A 16,383-nucleotide genomic window follows, 5' to 3' on the forward strand; every position below is an offset into this window, starting at 1 on the left:
ACTAGGTTTTGGCCGCCTCGTCAGGCCTTAGCCCGCCCAGGCGAGTTCCATGTGAACCCGCTAAGCTGGCCCAAACGCCAAACCCGAGATTCTCAAAGGTGGCGTAGTATACGCCGCTCAGCCCGAGTGCTCAAGTCCCGAACAGATAAAGATCCCTCTGGATCGCGCAAAAATGCCCTATTTCTGTTCAGTTGAATCGATGAATTACAACCAACCGCGCTCGGCGAAAGAGGTAAACTCGCCGTGACCGATCACCAAATGATCAAGTAAACGGATATTGAGCAGCGCGCACGCTTGCCCGACTTTTCCGGTAATATCCCGGTCGGCGCGACTGGGTTCCGCGATTCCCGACGGATGATTGTGCGCCAGAATTACCGCCGCCGCGTTAAGTTTCAGCGCTTCGCGCACGATTTCGCGCGGGTGAACTTCCACGCTGGCAATCGAGCCGGAAAACATCTTCTGCGCCTGCAACACGCGGTGCTGATTATCGAGGAACAGCGCCATAAACACTTCGCGCTCCTGATGCGCCAGCACGCTTTGCAGGTAATGGCGCGTCACCTGCGGATTCTCCATCACGTTTTCCCGCGCCAGCTGGCTGGCAAAAAATCGCCTTCCCAGCTCGGCGATGGCATAAAGCTGCGTCATTTTGGCGCTGCCCACGCCTTTAATCTGCCCGAGTTCCTCTTTGCTGGCCGTCATAATGCGATAGAGCGAGCCAAACTCGTTCAACATCTGATGCGCCAACAGCAGCACGCTGGTGCCGCTGATACCGGTACGCAAAAAAATCGCCAGCAGCTCAGCATCACTCAACACTTCAGCGCCCATTAACATCAGTTTTTCCCGTGGTGCCAGTTCCGTCATGACCATCTCCTCCCTGCGATGCGGCGATTCTGCGCGTCAGCCACCGTCAGCGCTAGCACGCGCTGAACGATTTCAGAGCCAGCTCGCAAAGGCCGCAGGCAGTGAAAAGGCGCACTGTGGATTTTGTGATAAAGTTGCCTGCATCTGCCGCCCCTGACGCGGCAATTTGCTTTGAGGCGAACAACATGACGGGATTAGCTGGAAAGAAAATTCTGCTGGGCGTGAGCGGCGGCATTGCTGCATACAAAGCGCCGGAGCTGGTGCGTCGGCTGCGCGATCGCGGTGCTGATGTGCGCGTAATGATGACCGAAGCGGCCAGGGCCTTTATTACTCCGCTGAGCCTGCAGGCGGTTTCCGGTTATCCGGTATTTGATGATTTGCTCGACCCGGCAGCCGAAGCGGCGATGGGCCATATTGAACTGGCGAAATGGGCCGATTTAATTGTGCTGGCACCGGCTACCGCCGATCTGATTGCCCGCGTCACTGCCGGCATGGCGAATGATTTGGTCACTACCGCGTGCCTGGCAAGCGCAGCGCCGGTTGCCATCGTCCCGGCCATGAATCAACAGATGTACCGCGCGGCGATCACGCAAGAGAACCTGCAGCGTCTGCAGCAGCGCGGCGTACTGATTTGGGGCCCCGACAGCGGCAGCCAGGCGTGCGGCGATGTGGGTCCCGGCCGCATGCTCGATCCGCTGGCGATTGTGGCGCACGCGCTTGAATGGGCTGCGCCCGTCAACGATCTGCAACATCTCAGCATTATGATCACCGCCGGTCCAACCCGCGAAGCGCTGGACCCGGTGCGGTATATCAGCAATCACAGCTCGGGCAAGATGGGCTTTGCGATTGCTGCGGCTGCGGCCAAACGCGGTGCGAAGGTGACATTAGTTACCGGCCCAGTGGCGCTGCCAACGCCAGCTGGCGTGCAACGCGTGAACGTCGACAGCGCGCTGGAGATGGAAGCGGCGGTGATGGCGCAAATCCAGCAACAACATATTTTCATTGCCAGCGCAGCCGTGGCAGACTACCGGGCGGCTAACATTGCCGCAGAGAAAATCAAAAAACAGGGTGGCGACGACAGCGTCACGCTGCAGTTGGTGAAGAACCCCGATATTGTCGCAGGCGTCGCGGCGCTGCAGGAAAATCGCCCTTATGTTGTGGGATTTGCTGCCGAAACCCAGAATGTGGAAGAATACGCGCGGCAAAAACGGGTGCGAAAAAACCTGGATCTGATTTGTGCCAACGATGTGGCGCAGGCGGGTCAGGGCTTCAATAGCGACACCAATGCTCTTCACCTTTTTTGGCAGGAAGGAGAAAAAGTCTTACCGCTCAGTGATAAGACGCTCCTTGGCCAACAATTAATAGACGAGATTGTCAGCCGTTATGATGAAAAAAATCGACGTTAAAATTCTTGATGCACGTGTGGGCAATGAATTCCCGCTGCCGACTTATGCAACCTCTGGTTCCGCAGGCCTCGATTTACGCGCCTGCCTGGATGATGCGCTGGAAATCACACCCGGCATGACCACGCTGGTTCCCACCGGTTTGGCGATTCACATTGCCGATCCTGCTCTTGCCGCCGTGATTCTGCCGCGCTCCGGTCTTGGCCATAAACATGGCATCGTGCTGGGTAATCTGGTCGGTTTAATCGACTCCGATTATCAGGGCCAACTGATGGTTTCCGTGTGGAACCGCGGCCAGGACAGCTTCACGCTGCAGCCAGGCGACCGTTTAGCACAGCTGGTCTTCGTGCCGGTCGTGCAGGCCGAATTTAACCTGGTGGAAGATTTTGACACCAGCGACCGCGGCGCAGGCGGCTTCGGTCACTCAGGCCGCCAGTAACACGCGACACTTTTCGCTTAGCCATCTTTTTATTTCTTGTCGCCACAGGCCGCTATGTCTGTGGCAGATGAGGCAGTATTGCCTGTTTTTGGTGAATTTCAGGGGTGTTGAAGGTCATGGCAGAAAAAAAAGTCGCGAAACGGAATCGTCGCGAAGAGATTTTGCAGGCGCTGGCGCAAATGCTGGAGTCGGGCGATGGCAGTCAGCGCATCACCACCGCGAAGCTGGCCGCTAATGTCGGCGTGTCGGAAGCGGCGCTTTATCGCCACTTTCCCAGCAAAACGCGCATGTTTGACAGCCTGATCGAGTTTATTGAAGACAGTCTGATTACCCGCATCAATCTGATCCTGAAAGATGAAAAAGAGACGCTGACGCGCCTGCGTTTAATCGTGCAGCTGATTCTGGGATTTGGTGAGCGTAATCCGGGGCTGACGCGTATTTTGACCGGCCACGCGCTGATGTTTGAACAGGATCGCCTGCAAGGGCGTATTAATCAGCTGTTTGAGCGTATTGAAGTGCAGCTGCGTCAAGTGATGCGCGAGAAGAAAATGCGTGATGGTGAAGGTTTCCAGAACGACGAAACGCTGCTGGCGAGCCAGTTACTGGCGTTTTGTGAAGGGCTGTTGTCGCGCTATGTGCGCTCGGAGTTTCGGTTTCGTCCGACCGTGGATTTCGAGAGCCGCTGGCCGCTGATGGCGGCACAGTTGGTTTAAAAGACCAGGTCGGCATAAATGCCGACCTCATTACCGAATAATTAAATCCCGTACTCTTTACGATACGCGCGCACTTTCGCCAGATGGTCAGCCATCTCCGGCTTCTCTTCCAGGTAATCAATCAGCTCAGCCAGGGTAATAATCGCCGTGACTTTGCACTTATAGTCACGTTCCACTTCCTGAATCGCCGAAATATCGCTGCGACCGCGTTCCTGACGATCCAGCGAAATCAACACGCCCGCCAATGTCGCATTATGCGCACTGATGATATCCATTGATTCACGAATCGCGGTACCGGCGGTGATCACATCATCCACCAGCATCACTTTGCCTTGCAGCGGGCTGCCCACCAGCAAACCGCCTTCGCCGTGATCTTTGGCTTCTTTGCGGTTGAAGCAGTAAGGCACGTCACGTTCATGATGATCGGCCAGCGCCACCGCGGTAGTGGTGGCAATTGGGATGCCTTTGTACGCCGGGCCAAACAGCAGATCGAAATCAACGCCGCCATCAACGAGCGCCTGCGCGTAGAAACGGCCTAACAGCGCTAAATCGCGACCGGTATTAAACAGACCGGCATTGAAGAAATAGGGGCTTTTACGTCCCGATTTCAGGGTGAACTCACCAAACTTCAGCACCCCTTTGTTCAGGGCGAATTCAATAAACTGACGCTGCCAGGCTTTCATTTCTCACTCCTCAAATAAAGAAAAGGCGACTCTATGGTCGCCTGTTACATCAATTAGTTAGCGCCGCTTTCTGCGCCTGAATCAACTGCTCAATGCCGCCTCGCGCCAGCGCCAGCAGCTGCAGTAACTCGTCGTGGCTGAAGGGCTCACCTTCTGCGGTGCCCTGCACTTCAATCATGCGGCCGTCTTCGGTCATCACCACGTTCATGTCAGTTTCTGCGGCGGAATCTTCCACATACTCCAGATCGCACAGCGCTTCACCGCCGACGATACCCACAGAAATCGCCGCCACCATACCCTTCAGCGGGCTGGCTTTCAGCTTGCCAGCCGCCACCAGCGCATTCAGTGCATCGGCCAGCGCCACGCAGGCGCCGGTAATAGATGCAGTACGCGTACCGCCATCGGCCTGAATCACGTCGCAATCCAGCGTGATGGTGAATTCGCCTAGCGCTTGCAAATCCACTGCTGCGCGCAGTGAACGGGCAATCAGACGTTGAATCTCCAGCGTACGTCCGCCCTGTTTGCCTTTGGCGGCTTCACGCGCCATGCGGCTGTGGGTCGAACGCGGCAGCATGCCGTATTCCGCGGTGATCCAGCCTTGACCTTTGCCTTTGAGGAAACGCGGCACGCTCTCTTCGACGGTTGCGGTGCACAGCACTTTGGTTTCGCCGAATTCAACGAGCACAGAGCCTTCTGCATGTTTGGTGTAGTGACGAGTGAGTGTGACGGGACGTGTTTCAGATGCACTACGGCCTGCTGGACGCATGGTTTCTCTCCGGCTTGCTTAGGTTTGGCTGCGCATTATACGGACTTCAGCTGCGGCTGTCCCGCCCGCGATCGCCACAATCCGGGATGAAATTCTGTGGTGGCTGTGGCTAAATGCGCGTTTCCTCCCTTAAAAAGATAAATGATGATCGCGATACTCCATTTCCTGCTGGCGCTGGTGGTGATCTTTGCCCTTGCGCTGTTGGTCAGCCACGACCGCAAACGCATTCGTCCTCGCTTTATTATTCAGCTGCTGATTGTCGAAGCCGCGCTGGGCTGGTTCTTCCTGCACTCGGCCGGCGGCCAATCGGTAGTCACTGCGGTGGGCGGCTTCTTTGAAACCTTATTAACCTACGCCGCGCAAGGGACCAACTTTGTCTTCGGCAATATGGCTGATCAGGGATTAGCCTTTATTTTCCTCGGCGTGCTCTGCCCGATTGTGTTTATTTCCGCACTGATCGGCATTTTGCAGCACTGGCGCATTCTGCCGCTGCTGATTCGCGCCGTTGGCACTCTGTTATCGAAAGTGAATGGCATGGGCAAGCTGGAGTCGTTTAACGCCGTCAGCACCTTGATTCTCGGCCAGTCGGAAAACTTCATTGCCTATAAAGGCATTCTCGCCGATATTTCCGCGCCACGCATGTACACCATGGCGGCGACGGCGATGTCGACGGTTTCGCTGTCGATTGTTGGCGCGTATATGTCGATGATTGATGCCAAATATGTGGTTGCGGCGCTGCTGCTCAATATGTTCAGCACCTTTATTATCCTGTCGATCATCAATCCCACCCGTCCGGAAAACGAAGAGCAGATTGCGCTGGATAAGCTGCATGAAGATCAGAGCTTCTTTGAGATGCTGGGCGAATACATTCTCGCTGGCTTTAAAGTGGCGATGATCATCATGGCGATGCTGATTGGCTTTATCGCGCTGATTGCGGCGATCAATGCGCTGTTTGCGGCAGTATTTGGTTACAGCTTCCAGCATTTACTCGGCTACGTTTTCTATCCGTTTGCATGGCTGGTTGGCATTCCCTCCGCCGATGCTTTGCAGGCGGCGAGTATTATGGCCACCAAACTGGTAGCTAATGAATTTGTCGCGATGATCGAGCTGAAGAAAGTGGCGGCTGAAATGACGCCACGCGGACTGGGGATTCTGTCGGTGTTCCTGGTTTCGTTCGCTAACTTCGCCTCAATCGGCATCGTTGCCGGTGCGATTAAAGGCCTGAACGAGAAACAGGGCAATGTGGTTTCCCGTTTTGGCTGGAAGCTGGTGTATGGCTCCACGCTGGTGAGCTTGCTGTCGGCCGCGTTCGCCGGGCTGTTTATCTGATAACGCATGGCGGCTGCATGGCCGCCATTTTTTAAAACGCCACGCACACCAGTGAATCAACCCGCATCACCGATTCCTGCTCGAAGCGCTGTTTATACACATCACGAAGTTTGTTGATGCTGTCAGAACTCGCCACATCCGGAGTGTGAATCAGCATCAACGCTTTGCTGTTTTCCCGCGCCAGCTTACCGTTCTCGCCCAGCCACTGACCTTTGGCGTCATATACCGATAAACCGTCTTTGAAACGCGGCGTCACATCGTTATCGACAAACTGCTGCCATTCGCTGCTGCTGACGATGCCACCTTTCGGTTTATTCATGCCAAACCACAACGTAGTTTGCATCATCACGTCACCAGAACCGCATACCGCAACCGGCGCGGTGTTGGGCGGGATCTGATGCATTTTCGTCGACGGAGCCTGACAGCCAGCGAGCAGTAAGGTTAATAAAGCAGGAAGAGCCAGAGAGCGGAACATCACTTCATCCTTTTAAGCGAACCAGCGCTAAGCATAAGTGTCTGTCGGTAAAAGAGGTAATTTTTTGTTATTCACGCTTAAGTGCGCTTATGCCTGTTAGCGTCGTGGCTGCCTCGCTATACTTCACCCAACATTTCTGAAAAAGAGAAGACGATTATGATCCGCAGTATGACCGCTTACGCCCGCCGCGAAGCCAAAGGCCACTGGGGCAGCGCCGCCTGGGAAATCCGTTCGGTTAACCAGCGCTATCTGGAAACCTATATCCGTCTGCCGGAGCAATTTCGTGGCCTGGAGCCGGTCATCCGCGAGCGCATCCGTAATCGCCTGACGCGCGGTAAAATCGAATGCAACCTGCGTTATGACGCCGATGCCAGCGCGCAAGGCGAACTGCAGCTGAATGAATCACTGGCCAAACAGCTGGTGCAGGCCGCCAACTGGGTGAAGATGCAGAGTGATGAAGGCGCGATTAATCCGCTGGATATTCTGCGCTGGCCGGGCGTGATGTCTGCGCAAGAGCAGGATCTCGATGCCATCAACGCCGAACTGCTGGTGGCGCTGGATGGCGCGTTAGATGACTTTATCGAAGCGCGTGAAAGCGAAGGCACCGCGCTGAAAGCGATGATTGAACAGCGTCTGGAAGGCGTATCGCACGAAGTCAGCAAAGTGCGCGCGCAGATGCCAGAAGTAATTAAATGGCAGCGCGAACGTCTGGTCACCAAGCTGGAAGAAGCCGAAGTGCAGCTGGAAAATAATCGCCTGGAGCAAGAGCTGGTGATGATGGCGCAGCGCACCGATGTGTCGGAAGAGCTGGATCGCCTGGATGCGCACGTTAAAGAAACCTACAACATCCTGAAAAAGAAAGAAGCCGTTGGCCGCCGCCTCGACTTTATGATGCAGGAGTTCAACCGCGAGTCGAACACGCTGGCTTCAAAATCAATTAATGCCGAGATCACGACATCAGCGATTGAGCTGAAAGTGTTGATTGAACAGATGCGTGAGCAGATTCAGAATATTGAGTAAGAAATTACGATAACTCATCAGCTAGCTTAAATCCTAAAAAGCCCGCACCGTGGACTGCAGCGGGCTTTGATATATAAAAGCCAGTACCAGGAATAGGTAATACGCGTTAATGCGTATCATGACAGAAGCCTCAAACTCTTCCACATTGAAATCACCCCCCTCATCCATAAAACCATAAAATAACTAATGGTTATTATTAATTAGTGTATATTGCTTTAGGGATATCTAATAAAAGGACGAGTAAATATGCCAATTCCAGCTTATCTGTGGCTCAAAGATGATGGTGGTGCGCTGATTAGAGGCAGTGTTGATGTGCAGGACAGAGAAAACAGCGTAGAAGTAATCGGTTTTTCCCATGCGATCACGCTCCCTGTAGATTCTCAAACAGGTAAAGCAACGGGCAAACGTACACATGCCCCAATATCCTTCGAGAAGGATTTTGATTCATCAAGCCCCTATCTGTTCAAGGCTGTAACTACCGGCCAGAAACTTCAATCGGCAGAATTTAAATGGTATCGCATCAATGATGCCGGGCAGGAACAAGAGTACTACAACATGCTGTTGGAAGGCGTCACGGTCATTTCGTTTAATCCAGGAATGCCTAATACCAAACTGTCAGGGATTAGTGGCGCGAATCACACAGAATCGGTTGCATTAATGTACGAGAAAATCACACACAAATATTGTGACGGAAACGTACAACACTCTGATTCATGGAATGAAAGATAATATTAAGGGGCTTACGCCCCTATTCACATCATAGGCGGTCTAGTAATTCAATCACCAAGTTTATTGATATCATTGAGATAATCACGATCACATTAAGTTTGATATAATAATGCAACCATTCTTTTGTTATTAGCTTAATACAACAGTATTTTCTTATGGCACACTCGACTGAAATTCGAATCAAAGAGAATGGTAGTAACGACGCTAATATTAATACGTGCATTATAAGCCATTCTTTGAAATTCATTATCGATTCGCCATCTGGGAAAACTTTTAATAACTCCGCCAGTGTGTATATAAACTCTGAATTTCTATAGCTTTCGCTCACGCTAAAATAATAGTCAATCCTAACCATGCAAATGAGCACGATAACAAAAACTATAAACCATAAAAGACTAAGGGCAGAACGTCCCATTACTGATAACCTCAATTTTTCCATAAGCTTTAATTTTTGTTCCCGGTATATAAAATTGAGGCTGGTTTAAAATGGCCGTTTTAATTCTGTAAAAATCGGTTCGATGTACCAGCGTTATGCAACCTTCTGATATCTGACCTGGATGTAATCTAAAGTTTCCACGTGCTACACCCTCATAAAACGTGTCATCATCAATAATGCCATCGTCTCTATAGAGAGCGAACCATTCATAATGATCCACGATTGTGCCACGCTTTATTGATAGAGCGATGTCAGCCGCTGCTGCACGCAGCATATTGCCAAGTCTCCCCCAAGGGCGATCAACTATGTAGTAATTACCCGGCGGTGTTGGCCCTAAACTTTTGATGTGTGCGCACCCGCCTTTGTTGATGTAGTTTTGCTGGCCTGAGAAAGCCATAAACGTACCAACTCCGTAGATCGTCAAAGGCGCTATATCTGCACCATTCAAAATAAACTTCCCTTGTATAGCCATCCGTCGCCTGTCTCCACCTTAATAAACCACGTTTATTATATGGATAAGGGTAATATTTGAAAGCAGACATCGGCTTAAGAGCAGTTTAAAAATGCGGTCTGTGCTGGCGGGCACAAAAATTGATTTGATTATAGGGAGGATGGGTTAAACTTTTTGGCCGCCATCTGTCTCGTACTGCCCGCCCCATCGTATTTTTCCGCACGCTAAATAAGGATCATATTTTCTGATAGCTTTCATCGTTGATATATGATCAATTCTATGTTGAAACCTATCTTGGGAGGACTTATGACTATTCGTGCAAGTGGTGCGGGACGTAAGAAGAACGTTATTCATCTCTCTAAAAAACGAGCTGTAAGCGTTCCGCCGCCTCAAGAGTTGCTTGGTAATGTTGCTAAAGACATGTGGCGTAAACAAGCCAAAGTGTTGACTGAACGCGGCACATTCGAGCCTGCGCACTATCCAATGCTGGTTCTTTACTGCAACGCTTGGCATTACATGATAATGGCTGATCAGAGCGTCACAGCTAAGGCAGAGACTCATCCAGTTAGCGGTGGTTTAACCAGTGAAGGTGGCTCTGGCGGGGAGAAAACCAATCCAACGTTTACGGCTCGAAACGTCGCGTTTAATCAATTCATTCGTGCAGGCTCACTTCTAGGGCTAGATCCGCTGAGCTCAATGCGCTTTTCGGCGAGTTTTAAGGATGAAGGCTACGGTGAGTTTGATAAGTTTTAAAATTGGATGTGACGGGCTCCCCATCAAGCGACTTGATGCCGACTGCATTCATACATGCTATGAAAATCGCTTAAAATCCGTGTATCAAATAACGCGAAAATCTGTTCTAGCTTAAATACCCATAACTCTTCGCTGGCGAATAAATCATATACAATTTTAGTGTTCCAGATATTTAACTATCTTTAAGAAAAAGCAAAAAGTCTGGATCAACAATCTAAATTTATTAGCCAGCATCAATTCATCTGATGGCGCATACAATTAATAGCATTATAAACAGCTATCCACCTTTAAAATATGTTATTGGATGGTAATTAAATATCATCGCAATCTCTTAAATTATAAGTGGGGCAGATTAGGTCAAAAGGCTCATATGCGTAGGTGCGCGTAAAGAAATTTCTCCTTCTTAACGCGCCGCCAACCTTTACCCTTAGAGCCATTCTGTATTACCAGCTTCATTCCTGCATGAAACAAGAATTAAGCGTTTTGCTGCGTTGCAATCTGCAATGCCGCACGGACCTCTTCATAGACGGGTAACGCAACGCCCGGCGTATCCAGTGTCGCAATCACAACATAAGGGACTTTGAGTTGCCTGATACCGGCACGTCCATAGCAGTTAATTCGGATTGCAAGCTGATCGCCTTTAGTAAACGCCGAGGCACGATTTCCTCTACGAACCTCGTGATAAACAGTCCCATTCTTTAGATGGGAGGGGTAGTTATCGAATTCATCCAGATCAATAGCGCCAAAAGCAGGGCTAGCCCATAGCTGAGCTCCCCGATAATCTTTATGTCCATGATTTACAGGTGAAAACCAAGCGACCGTTACAATGAGGCGACGATTTATTGTCCGCGCGGCTAAGCTGGGGGGAAGTGGGAGGAAGAAATCTTGAGCCTTTTCACCCTCGATAACGTTGGTGTAAAGCAGCGTAGCTTGGTTGTCATCGCAGAAATGAATACGGCTTTCATTCACACGGCCAAAGCCTAAATACTGATTAAGGTCAGACTTGAATGTCCGGCTACCATTTACGTCAAGATGGCGGCTGATAAGTTGTCTTGACAACACATTGTGCTCAGCTCCATGGATCATCATGGCTTTAAGGATCAGCGCTTCAGGGGCTTTAGAGAGCGCATCCCCATAGCCTAGTTCTTTCATTTCCTGGAGCGTCTCATGAAGAATGCCAAGCCTGCGAGTTGCCAGTGCTGCTGCATTACTAGTGCCGGATGTAAATCCATACTGATTAATGGCACCTCCAGCTCCAGGCATGGCGGACTGAAGCCCTGGCCCAAAGCGAGGAGTCTGAGAGATAACCAGCCTTACAGGATCTCGGGCTGTAATGGTTTTGTTAATATAGGTCTGCCTGCCGCCGGGCATATGAATTTCAGGCTTAACCGATTTACGTCTGCCGAGAGCAACGGTGTTAATGGGGGAAAACATCCCCTGCGTTCTAAAAATATCCACCTGATTAGCAGGAATGACACCTTTATAGCCGTCGTGGTGTGTTGCTCCAACGGTTAAAGCGTTAATTGACTCTGCCGGTGAGAGCAAACGTCGAAGCGGGCGTTGTATTGCAATTGCTTTTAGAGCATGTTCTTCCAATTCATCAGGCGTAAGTGCTCCAAAATCGTCGCCTGCGACATTATCAAGAATCAGTTGCATCCCTGAATTGCCCGCACTTACTACAAACAGCACCTTAAACTCGACAGAAAGCCAATCAAGCATTCGCGCCCAAGGACTCATATGCGCATCAAACATTCTGCTGGGATCCCCTACGGATAGGTTAATCACCGAAACATTAGGCGCAGTTGGGGGTTGCCCGTTTTCCCCTATTTTCATTCTAACTACGGCCCGATGGATAAGATCAGCCGGAAGATAATGAGTCGGAATCTGCTCAATGACGCTGCCGTTAAAACTTGCGCTACCTGGTGCCATAATTGGCCTGATGTGAATGCGGCGTCGGAGTGGAGGCTCTACAGGGTCTGACAAATCACCATGCACAATCAATGAAGCCATTGAAGTCCCGTGGCTCTGGTGAGAAGGAGAAGTATAGAGTGACTCAAAGTCATCTGGGTCATCAATTTCAAGTCTGCCGCTGAGTGCCTGATGATTTTCAAGCGGCAGCCCATCGAGCAAAGCAATCACCGGACTGGCATAGGGATCAGGCAAAGACTGATGGCCAATTGGCAACCCTTCACTAGCTACCGTTTCCTCACTGTTCACTGGCATCGCGCACTGTCCAAGGGGTCTGAAATACATAACATCATCACACCGCATAAGTTCCAGAACTTCGGCTCCCTCGGCCAGCACCTGCTGAACACTGCTGACAGGCAGTTGACCAACTAGAGCGTGATAGCTGATCCCTTTGTGTAAACATCCGCCAGAAATATTCCCACCTGCCTGGGAAATAAGGCGTCTTATGCGCGTTTCCGCTCTGGCCTGCTCTACCGATGACGCCCGATACCAGAGTTCGATTTCAAAGGGCACTGGCGTGTCATATCCTGCCGCAGCATCTTCTACAAGAGTCTGCCAATTTTCAACTACCGACGTGGCATCCAGCCTATCCCGCGTATTCCAAAACCTTATATCAATCAGCCTGTTGAATACTTCTTTAAGGGCTCCGTAGCCGCGTTCAACCGTACTGGTTCTTTGATATTCTCGCCACAAAGCCAAAAGTCGGCTCAACCCGGCTTGGTTACTCATCGTGAGGTAAGCATTTTTGGAGGTGGGAGAACGTTTATTGTTACTCAGCGTGTAGTAATCTTCGCTGTCAAAAGATTTTTCAAGAAGGGATGATGAGAGATATTCAAAACCTTTAACTCGTGCAAGTGCATTAGCAACACCTTGAATTTCACCTGCAACTTCAAGGACGAGCACTTTTTCTGGCAAGAAACCATCAGCAGTATCAGCAAGCTCTATGTATTCTGCAAATTTACGTTCGAGCCTCTCTACTTTGGGCAGTATACGATTGGCCTGTATATTTAAGGGGGGTGATTGTATTGATGATACAAAGGGCGGAAGCACATCCCTCTCTCTGACTGTTTTCGGGGCGGTAAATATCAGTAGAGGGTTCTTCGCCATTTCACGTTCCTTTTATGTGAATTAATCTTCCTGTCGGTATCTCTCCATCCAGAATTTAAGACAATGAACGGAAATATCCTTCAGCTTGTTTTTACTTGCAGGGAGGCCGAGCACGTATTTACGTTGCACGTCGAGAGCAAACTCTTCAAGTTCGGCAAAACTCAACCCTGACAATTTTCTGGCAAGGGTAGCAGGTGCCAATCCAAAAGAGTGGCCGACACGCTTTTCAAATTCTTCAAACCATTTTGTTGCCATTCTCTGTGTTGGTGCAGGCACAGTTATCTGTAACTGAAATCTTCGCCAGATGGCTTTGTCGAGCATTGATTCATGGTTTGTGGCCCCAACTACCACCACGTGACTTGGCAATAAATCTATCTGCTTAAGTAGTGAGTTCACTACACGCTTCATTTCGCCGCTGTCATTAGCATCTTCGCGCTCTTTCCCGATGGCGTCAAATTCATCGAAGAAAAGGACGCAGCGTTGAGTTTTAACGAACTCAAATAACTTATCAATCTGCTGCGCTGTCTCGCCCAGATAACGGTTAATGATTCCTTCATATTTAACCGTGAAGAATGGTAGAGACAGATGATTTGCAAGCGCCTCGGCAATAGAAGTTTTACCATTGCCAGGAGGGCCTGATAAAAGTAGTTTATGTCGGGGCTCAAGATTGTACGATCGGAGAATATCACGACGTGCGTGTTCTTCAATAAGCTCCATAAACTGCGTAACAACAGATTCAGGAACAATGAGGTCATCCAGAGTTTTGCGGGGTTGAATTTCATAAAACGCATTCTGAAGATCATTATCGTAGGTATAGCGACGTGCTTCACCCGAGCCTGAACTGGTAAGAATATTTTTCAGCTTGTCAGCCAGTTGATGTTGGTGGCGTGCCGTAGCCTCCGCAGCGATAGCTTCTGCGGTAATTTTGAAACGAGGCAGGTCACCCTTCATTCCCGTTTCAACTAAATTCAGTACTAAGTCGGCTCTGGCCATTGCTCACCTCACATTACTACAGAGTGTAGTTTATCAAGCCGATCAAACCCGGCAAACACATATCTGGTTAAACCCTGCAATCAAGACTCCCAAGTTGCTTCTTTATACCCAAACAGGATTGATCTCTAAAAAATGTTAAATGATTCATTGGACATTCAGGGTTCTGATAAACATCCTCCTAGGCATTATAGCCTTTGATAACGGTGACTAACTTTAATTTCACTAGATGTTTTTTGTTTGACGGGCTAATGAAAACCATTATATTTTATATAGTTAGGCTACTCATCACCGCAATCATTCGTTGAAAATTGAGTCGTTGATTTTTTTAAGTACGTAAGCGATTCCATTGTTAACCAACACCGCCGTCGATTTGAAAGGCTTAATGTTCGCCTTTCGGTAACAGTTGACAGCTGTGTTTGAAGATTGTTAACAACTTCAAAAGCTCAGGAAGACATCTATTTGAATTTTATAGTAAAAATTCTCAAACAGTTATCAATCTGTTAATCTTCCACATAAAAACATCGATAGTTGCTATCCAGAAAAGTAAACCTCTTCGGCAGCACACCGATTTGGATTTTAGGAAGGCGGGAATCAGAACGTATAAAGAAACACTCTTCGTACTCAGAGCTGACGAAATTCAGTTTATGGTTAAAAGAAACTAACACCCTGCCATAAAGTGTACACATGAGTGTACAAAAAACAAAAAAGATTCAAAACAAAACATTAAAATCAATAGCTTATTGGTTAACTCTATAATCAGATTCAGAACATCGAGTGATCACGCCCTCCATTAATAACGTCAAGTCCGTCATCCTACGGGCTTGACGATTAATGCGGGTTAGCGATTTATTGAGCGTGCCATGCGCGTGTAAGTATGTCGGATACCGCGAATGGCAATGCTGTAAGCCATGATATTTTCAGGCAATGCCATCCCGATGTAACCGGTGTCACCAATATGATGAAGATCCGCGCCCGCCATCTTACTCATTAACGCGATTTGACGAATGGTATTCACATCTGCCCCCTCTTGCGATGTCCCGATCGCGGTCATTGCTAAAGCGCCATGCGAATGAATACATTCAATCAGTGAGGCAACTTTTTGCTGACTCATACCCGGTAGTGTGCCGGGTGCAGGCACCAACACCACATCAACCCCTTGCTGCACGAACTCAGCAATATCTTGCTCGGTGAGGATGCCGCTGCCACTCTCCTGAACAATGCCAGCACCATGCATCTTACCGGTGATAATGAGTGCGCTGTTACCAACTGCCTCGCGGATCATTTTCGCCGCTTTAGCCAGCGCACGATTGCTTACACCGTTATTAGGATTGCCCGTGAGAACCAAAATTTTGGCTCCCATTTGCACCAAACGGCAGGCGTTCTCCGCTGTTGCCGCGCGCCCTGGCACCATTTGTAATTCATCAAGATGCGTGGCATTAAAATCAGGATCTACCGCTTCAAGATTGACCCCAATAATACGCCCGGTCAGCCGGCATAATTCATGTAAAGTTTGTTCCGGCGCAATGTTTGCGGGCATGCCATGAATAACAGGGTTTTCACTGTCGAACATGTTGATCAATACAATATCAGCCCCCTGAGAGGCCGCCAATTCGGCGTTAGTAATATTATGCAGCAAAGGCGAAGTCATGCCGATAGTTTCGCTGACTACCACCCGCCCTTCGCTGGCACGCACAGCATATATCAACGCATCTTTATCCATCGGCAGCAGCTCGGAAGCTGAGCAATCCAGCAAACGTTTATGTGTCATAGAATTTATTCTCTTTGGTAATCATCAGATTAAGACCGGGAAATCTTTGCACAAAATAACATTCAGGCATTCAAAAGATATATGTCCTGATCAACTCTTTGTAAATCTCCCGCCGTAATAGGTAGCGAAAGCAATTCATGAAAAGATTATGATTATCATCAGGTAAAGTAACAGAAGGTCTTAATCATTTTAAAATGATTGCATTTCTCTCGCTGTGTATAAGACATGTCTTTAATTTCAGAAAACATCTATCTAAGTATCACAAGCACCTATCTTATTAATGCTTTTATAATAAAAAGACGTTGTTTTTCTGAATATTACTTACGATATTAATATTTTACTTTTCCTATTAATTTATCGAGAAATCTGTCGCCCTTCACCTAATGCACAGGCAGATGTGAGAGTGAAGTTTACCGACCCGGTCACTATAGCCATACCAACTCTGATTAGGATGACCGGCACTGCATCCGCATAATGAAATTCTTTTTC

15 protein-coding genes are annotated in these 16,383 nt (G+C 49.3%); 7 read left to right on the forward strand and 8 right to left on the reverse strand.

All coding sequences use genetic code 11. The features are described 5' to 3' along the window. Positions 1 to 204 precede the first annotated feature (204 nt). Positions 205 to 861, reverse strand: a complete 657-nt coding sequence (gene radC / locus FCN45_RS19100) for a DNA repair protein RadC (protein WP_101760688.1) — start codon at positions 859 to 861, stop codon at positions 205 to 207. Between the two features lie 185 nt (positions 862 to 1,046). Here radC and coaBC point away from each other — a divergent pair, with 185 nt between their 5' ends. The 3 genes from coaBC (at position 1,047) to slmA (ending at position 3,416) form a co-directional block, all read left to right on the forward strand. Continuing rightward, the gene (gene coaBC / locus FCN45_RS19105) at positions 1,047 to 2,267 is read left to right on the forward strand and encodes a bifunctional phosphopantothenoylcysteine decarboxylase/phosphopantothenate--cysteine ligase CoaBC (RefSeq protein WP_137386781.1); all 1,221 of its coding nucleotides are present in this window, start codon (positions 1,047 to 1,049) and stop codon (positions 2,265 to 2,267) included. Then, positions 2,245 to 2,703, forward strand: coding sequence for a dUTP diphosphatase (gene dut / locus FCN45_RS19110; RefSeq protein ID WP_167391166.1), 459 nt, complete (start codon positions 2,245 to 2,247; stop codon positions 2,701 to 2,703). Before coaBC ends, dut begins: the two co-directional genes overlap by 23 nt. Before the next feature lie 116 nt (positions 2,704 to 2,819). Continuing rightward, entirely contained in the window at positions 2,820 to 3,416 is a 597-nt protein-coding gene (gene slmA / locus FCN45_RS19115; protein WP_137386782.1) for a nucleoid occlusion factor SlmA, read from the forward strand. Positions 3,417 to 3,457: 41 nt separating this feature from the next. On the opposite strand, the gene pyrE is transcribed toward slmA, so the two are convergent. Then, the gene (gene pyrE / locus FCN45_RS19120; protein WP_008109749.1) at positions 3,458 to 4,099 is read right to left on the reverse strand and encodes an orotate phosphoribosyltransferase; all 642 of its coding nucleotides are present in this window, start codon (positions 4,097 to 4,099) and stop codon (positions 3,458 to 3,460) included. 49 nt (positions 4,100 to 4,148) lie between these two features. Next, a complete protein-coding gene (gene rph / locus FCN45_RS19125; RefSeq protein WP_101760691.1) occupies positions 4,149 to 4,865 on the reverse strand; it encodes a ribonuclease PH in 717 nt (238 codons plus the stop codon). Positions 4,866 to 5,009: 144 nt separating this feature from the next. On the opposite strand from rph, the gene FCN45_RS19130 reads away from it, so the two are divergent. Beyond that, positions 5,010 to 6,194 carry a NupC/NupG family nucleoside CNT transporter gene (locus tag FCN45_RS19130; protein WP_137386922.1) on the forward strand — a complete coding sequence of 395 codons (1,185 nt, stop codon included), beginning with the start codon at positions 5,010 to 5,012 and terminating at the stop codon, positions 6,192 to 6,194. Between the two features lie 31 nt (positions 6,195 to 6,225). Here the strand turns inward: FCN45_RS19130 and FCN45_RS19135 are convergent, their stop codons facing one another. Beyond that, a complete protein-coding gene (locus FCN45_RS19135; protein ID WP_110868218.1) occupies positions 6,226 to 6,669 on the reverse strand; it encodes a DUF3574 domain-containing protein in 444 nt (147 codons plus the stop codon). A gap of 156 nt (positions 6,670 to 6,825) precedes the next feature. Between FCN45_RS19135 and FCN45_RS19140 the strand changes: the two genes are divergently transcribed. After that, positions 6,826 to 7,689 (forward strand): YicC/YloC family endoribonuclease, encoded by an 864-nt coding sequence (locus FCN45_RS19140; RefSeq protein WP_061720336.1) that lies wholly within the window; start codon positions 6,826 to 6,828, stop codon positions 7,687 to 7,689. Positions 7,690 to 7,935: 246 nt separating this feature from the next. Next, on the forward strand, positions 7,936 to 8,418 hold the full coding sequence (locus FCN45_RS19145) for an Hcp family type VI secretion system effector (protein ID WP_137386783.1): 483 nt from the start codon (positions 7,936 to 7,938) through the stop codon (positions 8,416 to 8,418). A 395-nt stretch (positions 8,419 to 8,813) separates the two neighbouring features. Here FCN45_RS19145 and FCN45_RS19150 read toward each other — a convergent pair whose 3' ends face one another. Further along, the gene (locus tag FCN45_RS19150) at positions 8,814 to 9,326 is read right to left on the reverse strand and encodes a DUF2778 domain-containing protein (RefSeq protein WP_137386784.1); all 513 of its coding nucleotides are present in this window, start codon (positions 9,324 to 9,326) and stop codon (positions 8,814 to 8,816) included. 285 nt (positions 9,327 to 9,611) lie between these two features. On the opposite strand from FCN45_RS19150, the gene FCN45_RS19155 reads away from it, so the two are divergent. Further along, positions 9,612 to 10,058 (forward strand): P27 family phage terminase small subunit, encoded by a 447-nt coding sequence (locus tag FCN45_RS19155; protein ID WP_168197472.1) that lies wholly within the window; start codon positions 9,612 to 9,614, stop codon positions 10,056 to 10,058. Between the two features lie 474 nt (positions 10,059 to 10,532). Here FCN45_RS19155 and FCN45_RS19160 read toward each other — a convergent pair whose 3' ends face one another. The 3 genes from FCN45_RS19160 to FCN45_RS19170 form a co-directional block, all read right to left on the reverse strand. Then, positions 10,533 to 13,133 (reverse strand): S8 family peptidase, encoded by a 2,601-nt coding sequence (locus tag FCN45_RS19160; RefSeq protein ID WP_137386786.1) that lies wholly within the window; start codon positions 13,131 to 13,133, stop codon positions 10,533 to 10,535. A 21-nt stretch (positions 13,134 to 13,154) separates the two neighbouring features. Then, a complete protein-coding gene (locus FCN45_RS19165; protein WP_137386787.1) occupies positions 13,155 to 14,126 on the reverse strand; it encodes an AAA family ATPase in 972 nt (323 codons plus the stop codon). 838 nt (positions 14,127 to 14,964) lie between these two features. After that, positions 14,965 to 15,894 (reverse strand): haloacid dehalogenase-like hydrolase, encoded by a 930-nt coding sequence (locus FCN45_RS19170; protein ID WP_137386788.1) that lies wholly within the window; start codon positions 15,892 to 15,894, stop codon positions 14,965 to 14,967. Between the last annotated feature and the right edge of the window lie 489 nt (positions 15,895 to 16,383).

Origin of the sequence: Pantoea sp. SO10, assembly GCF_005281435.1 — a bacterium.
Taxonomy (GTDB): Bacteria; Pseudomonadota; Gammaproteobacteria; order Enterobacterales; family Enterobacteriaceae; genus Pantoea; species Pantoea leporis.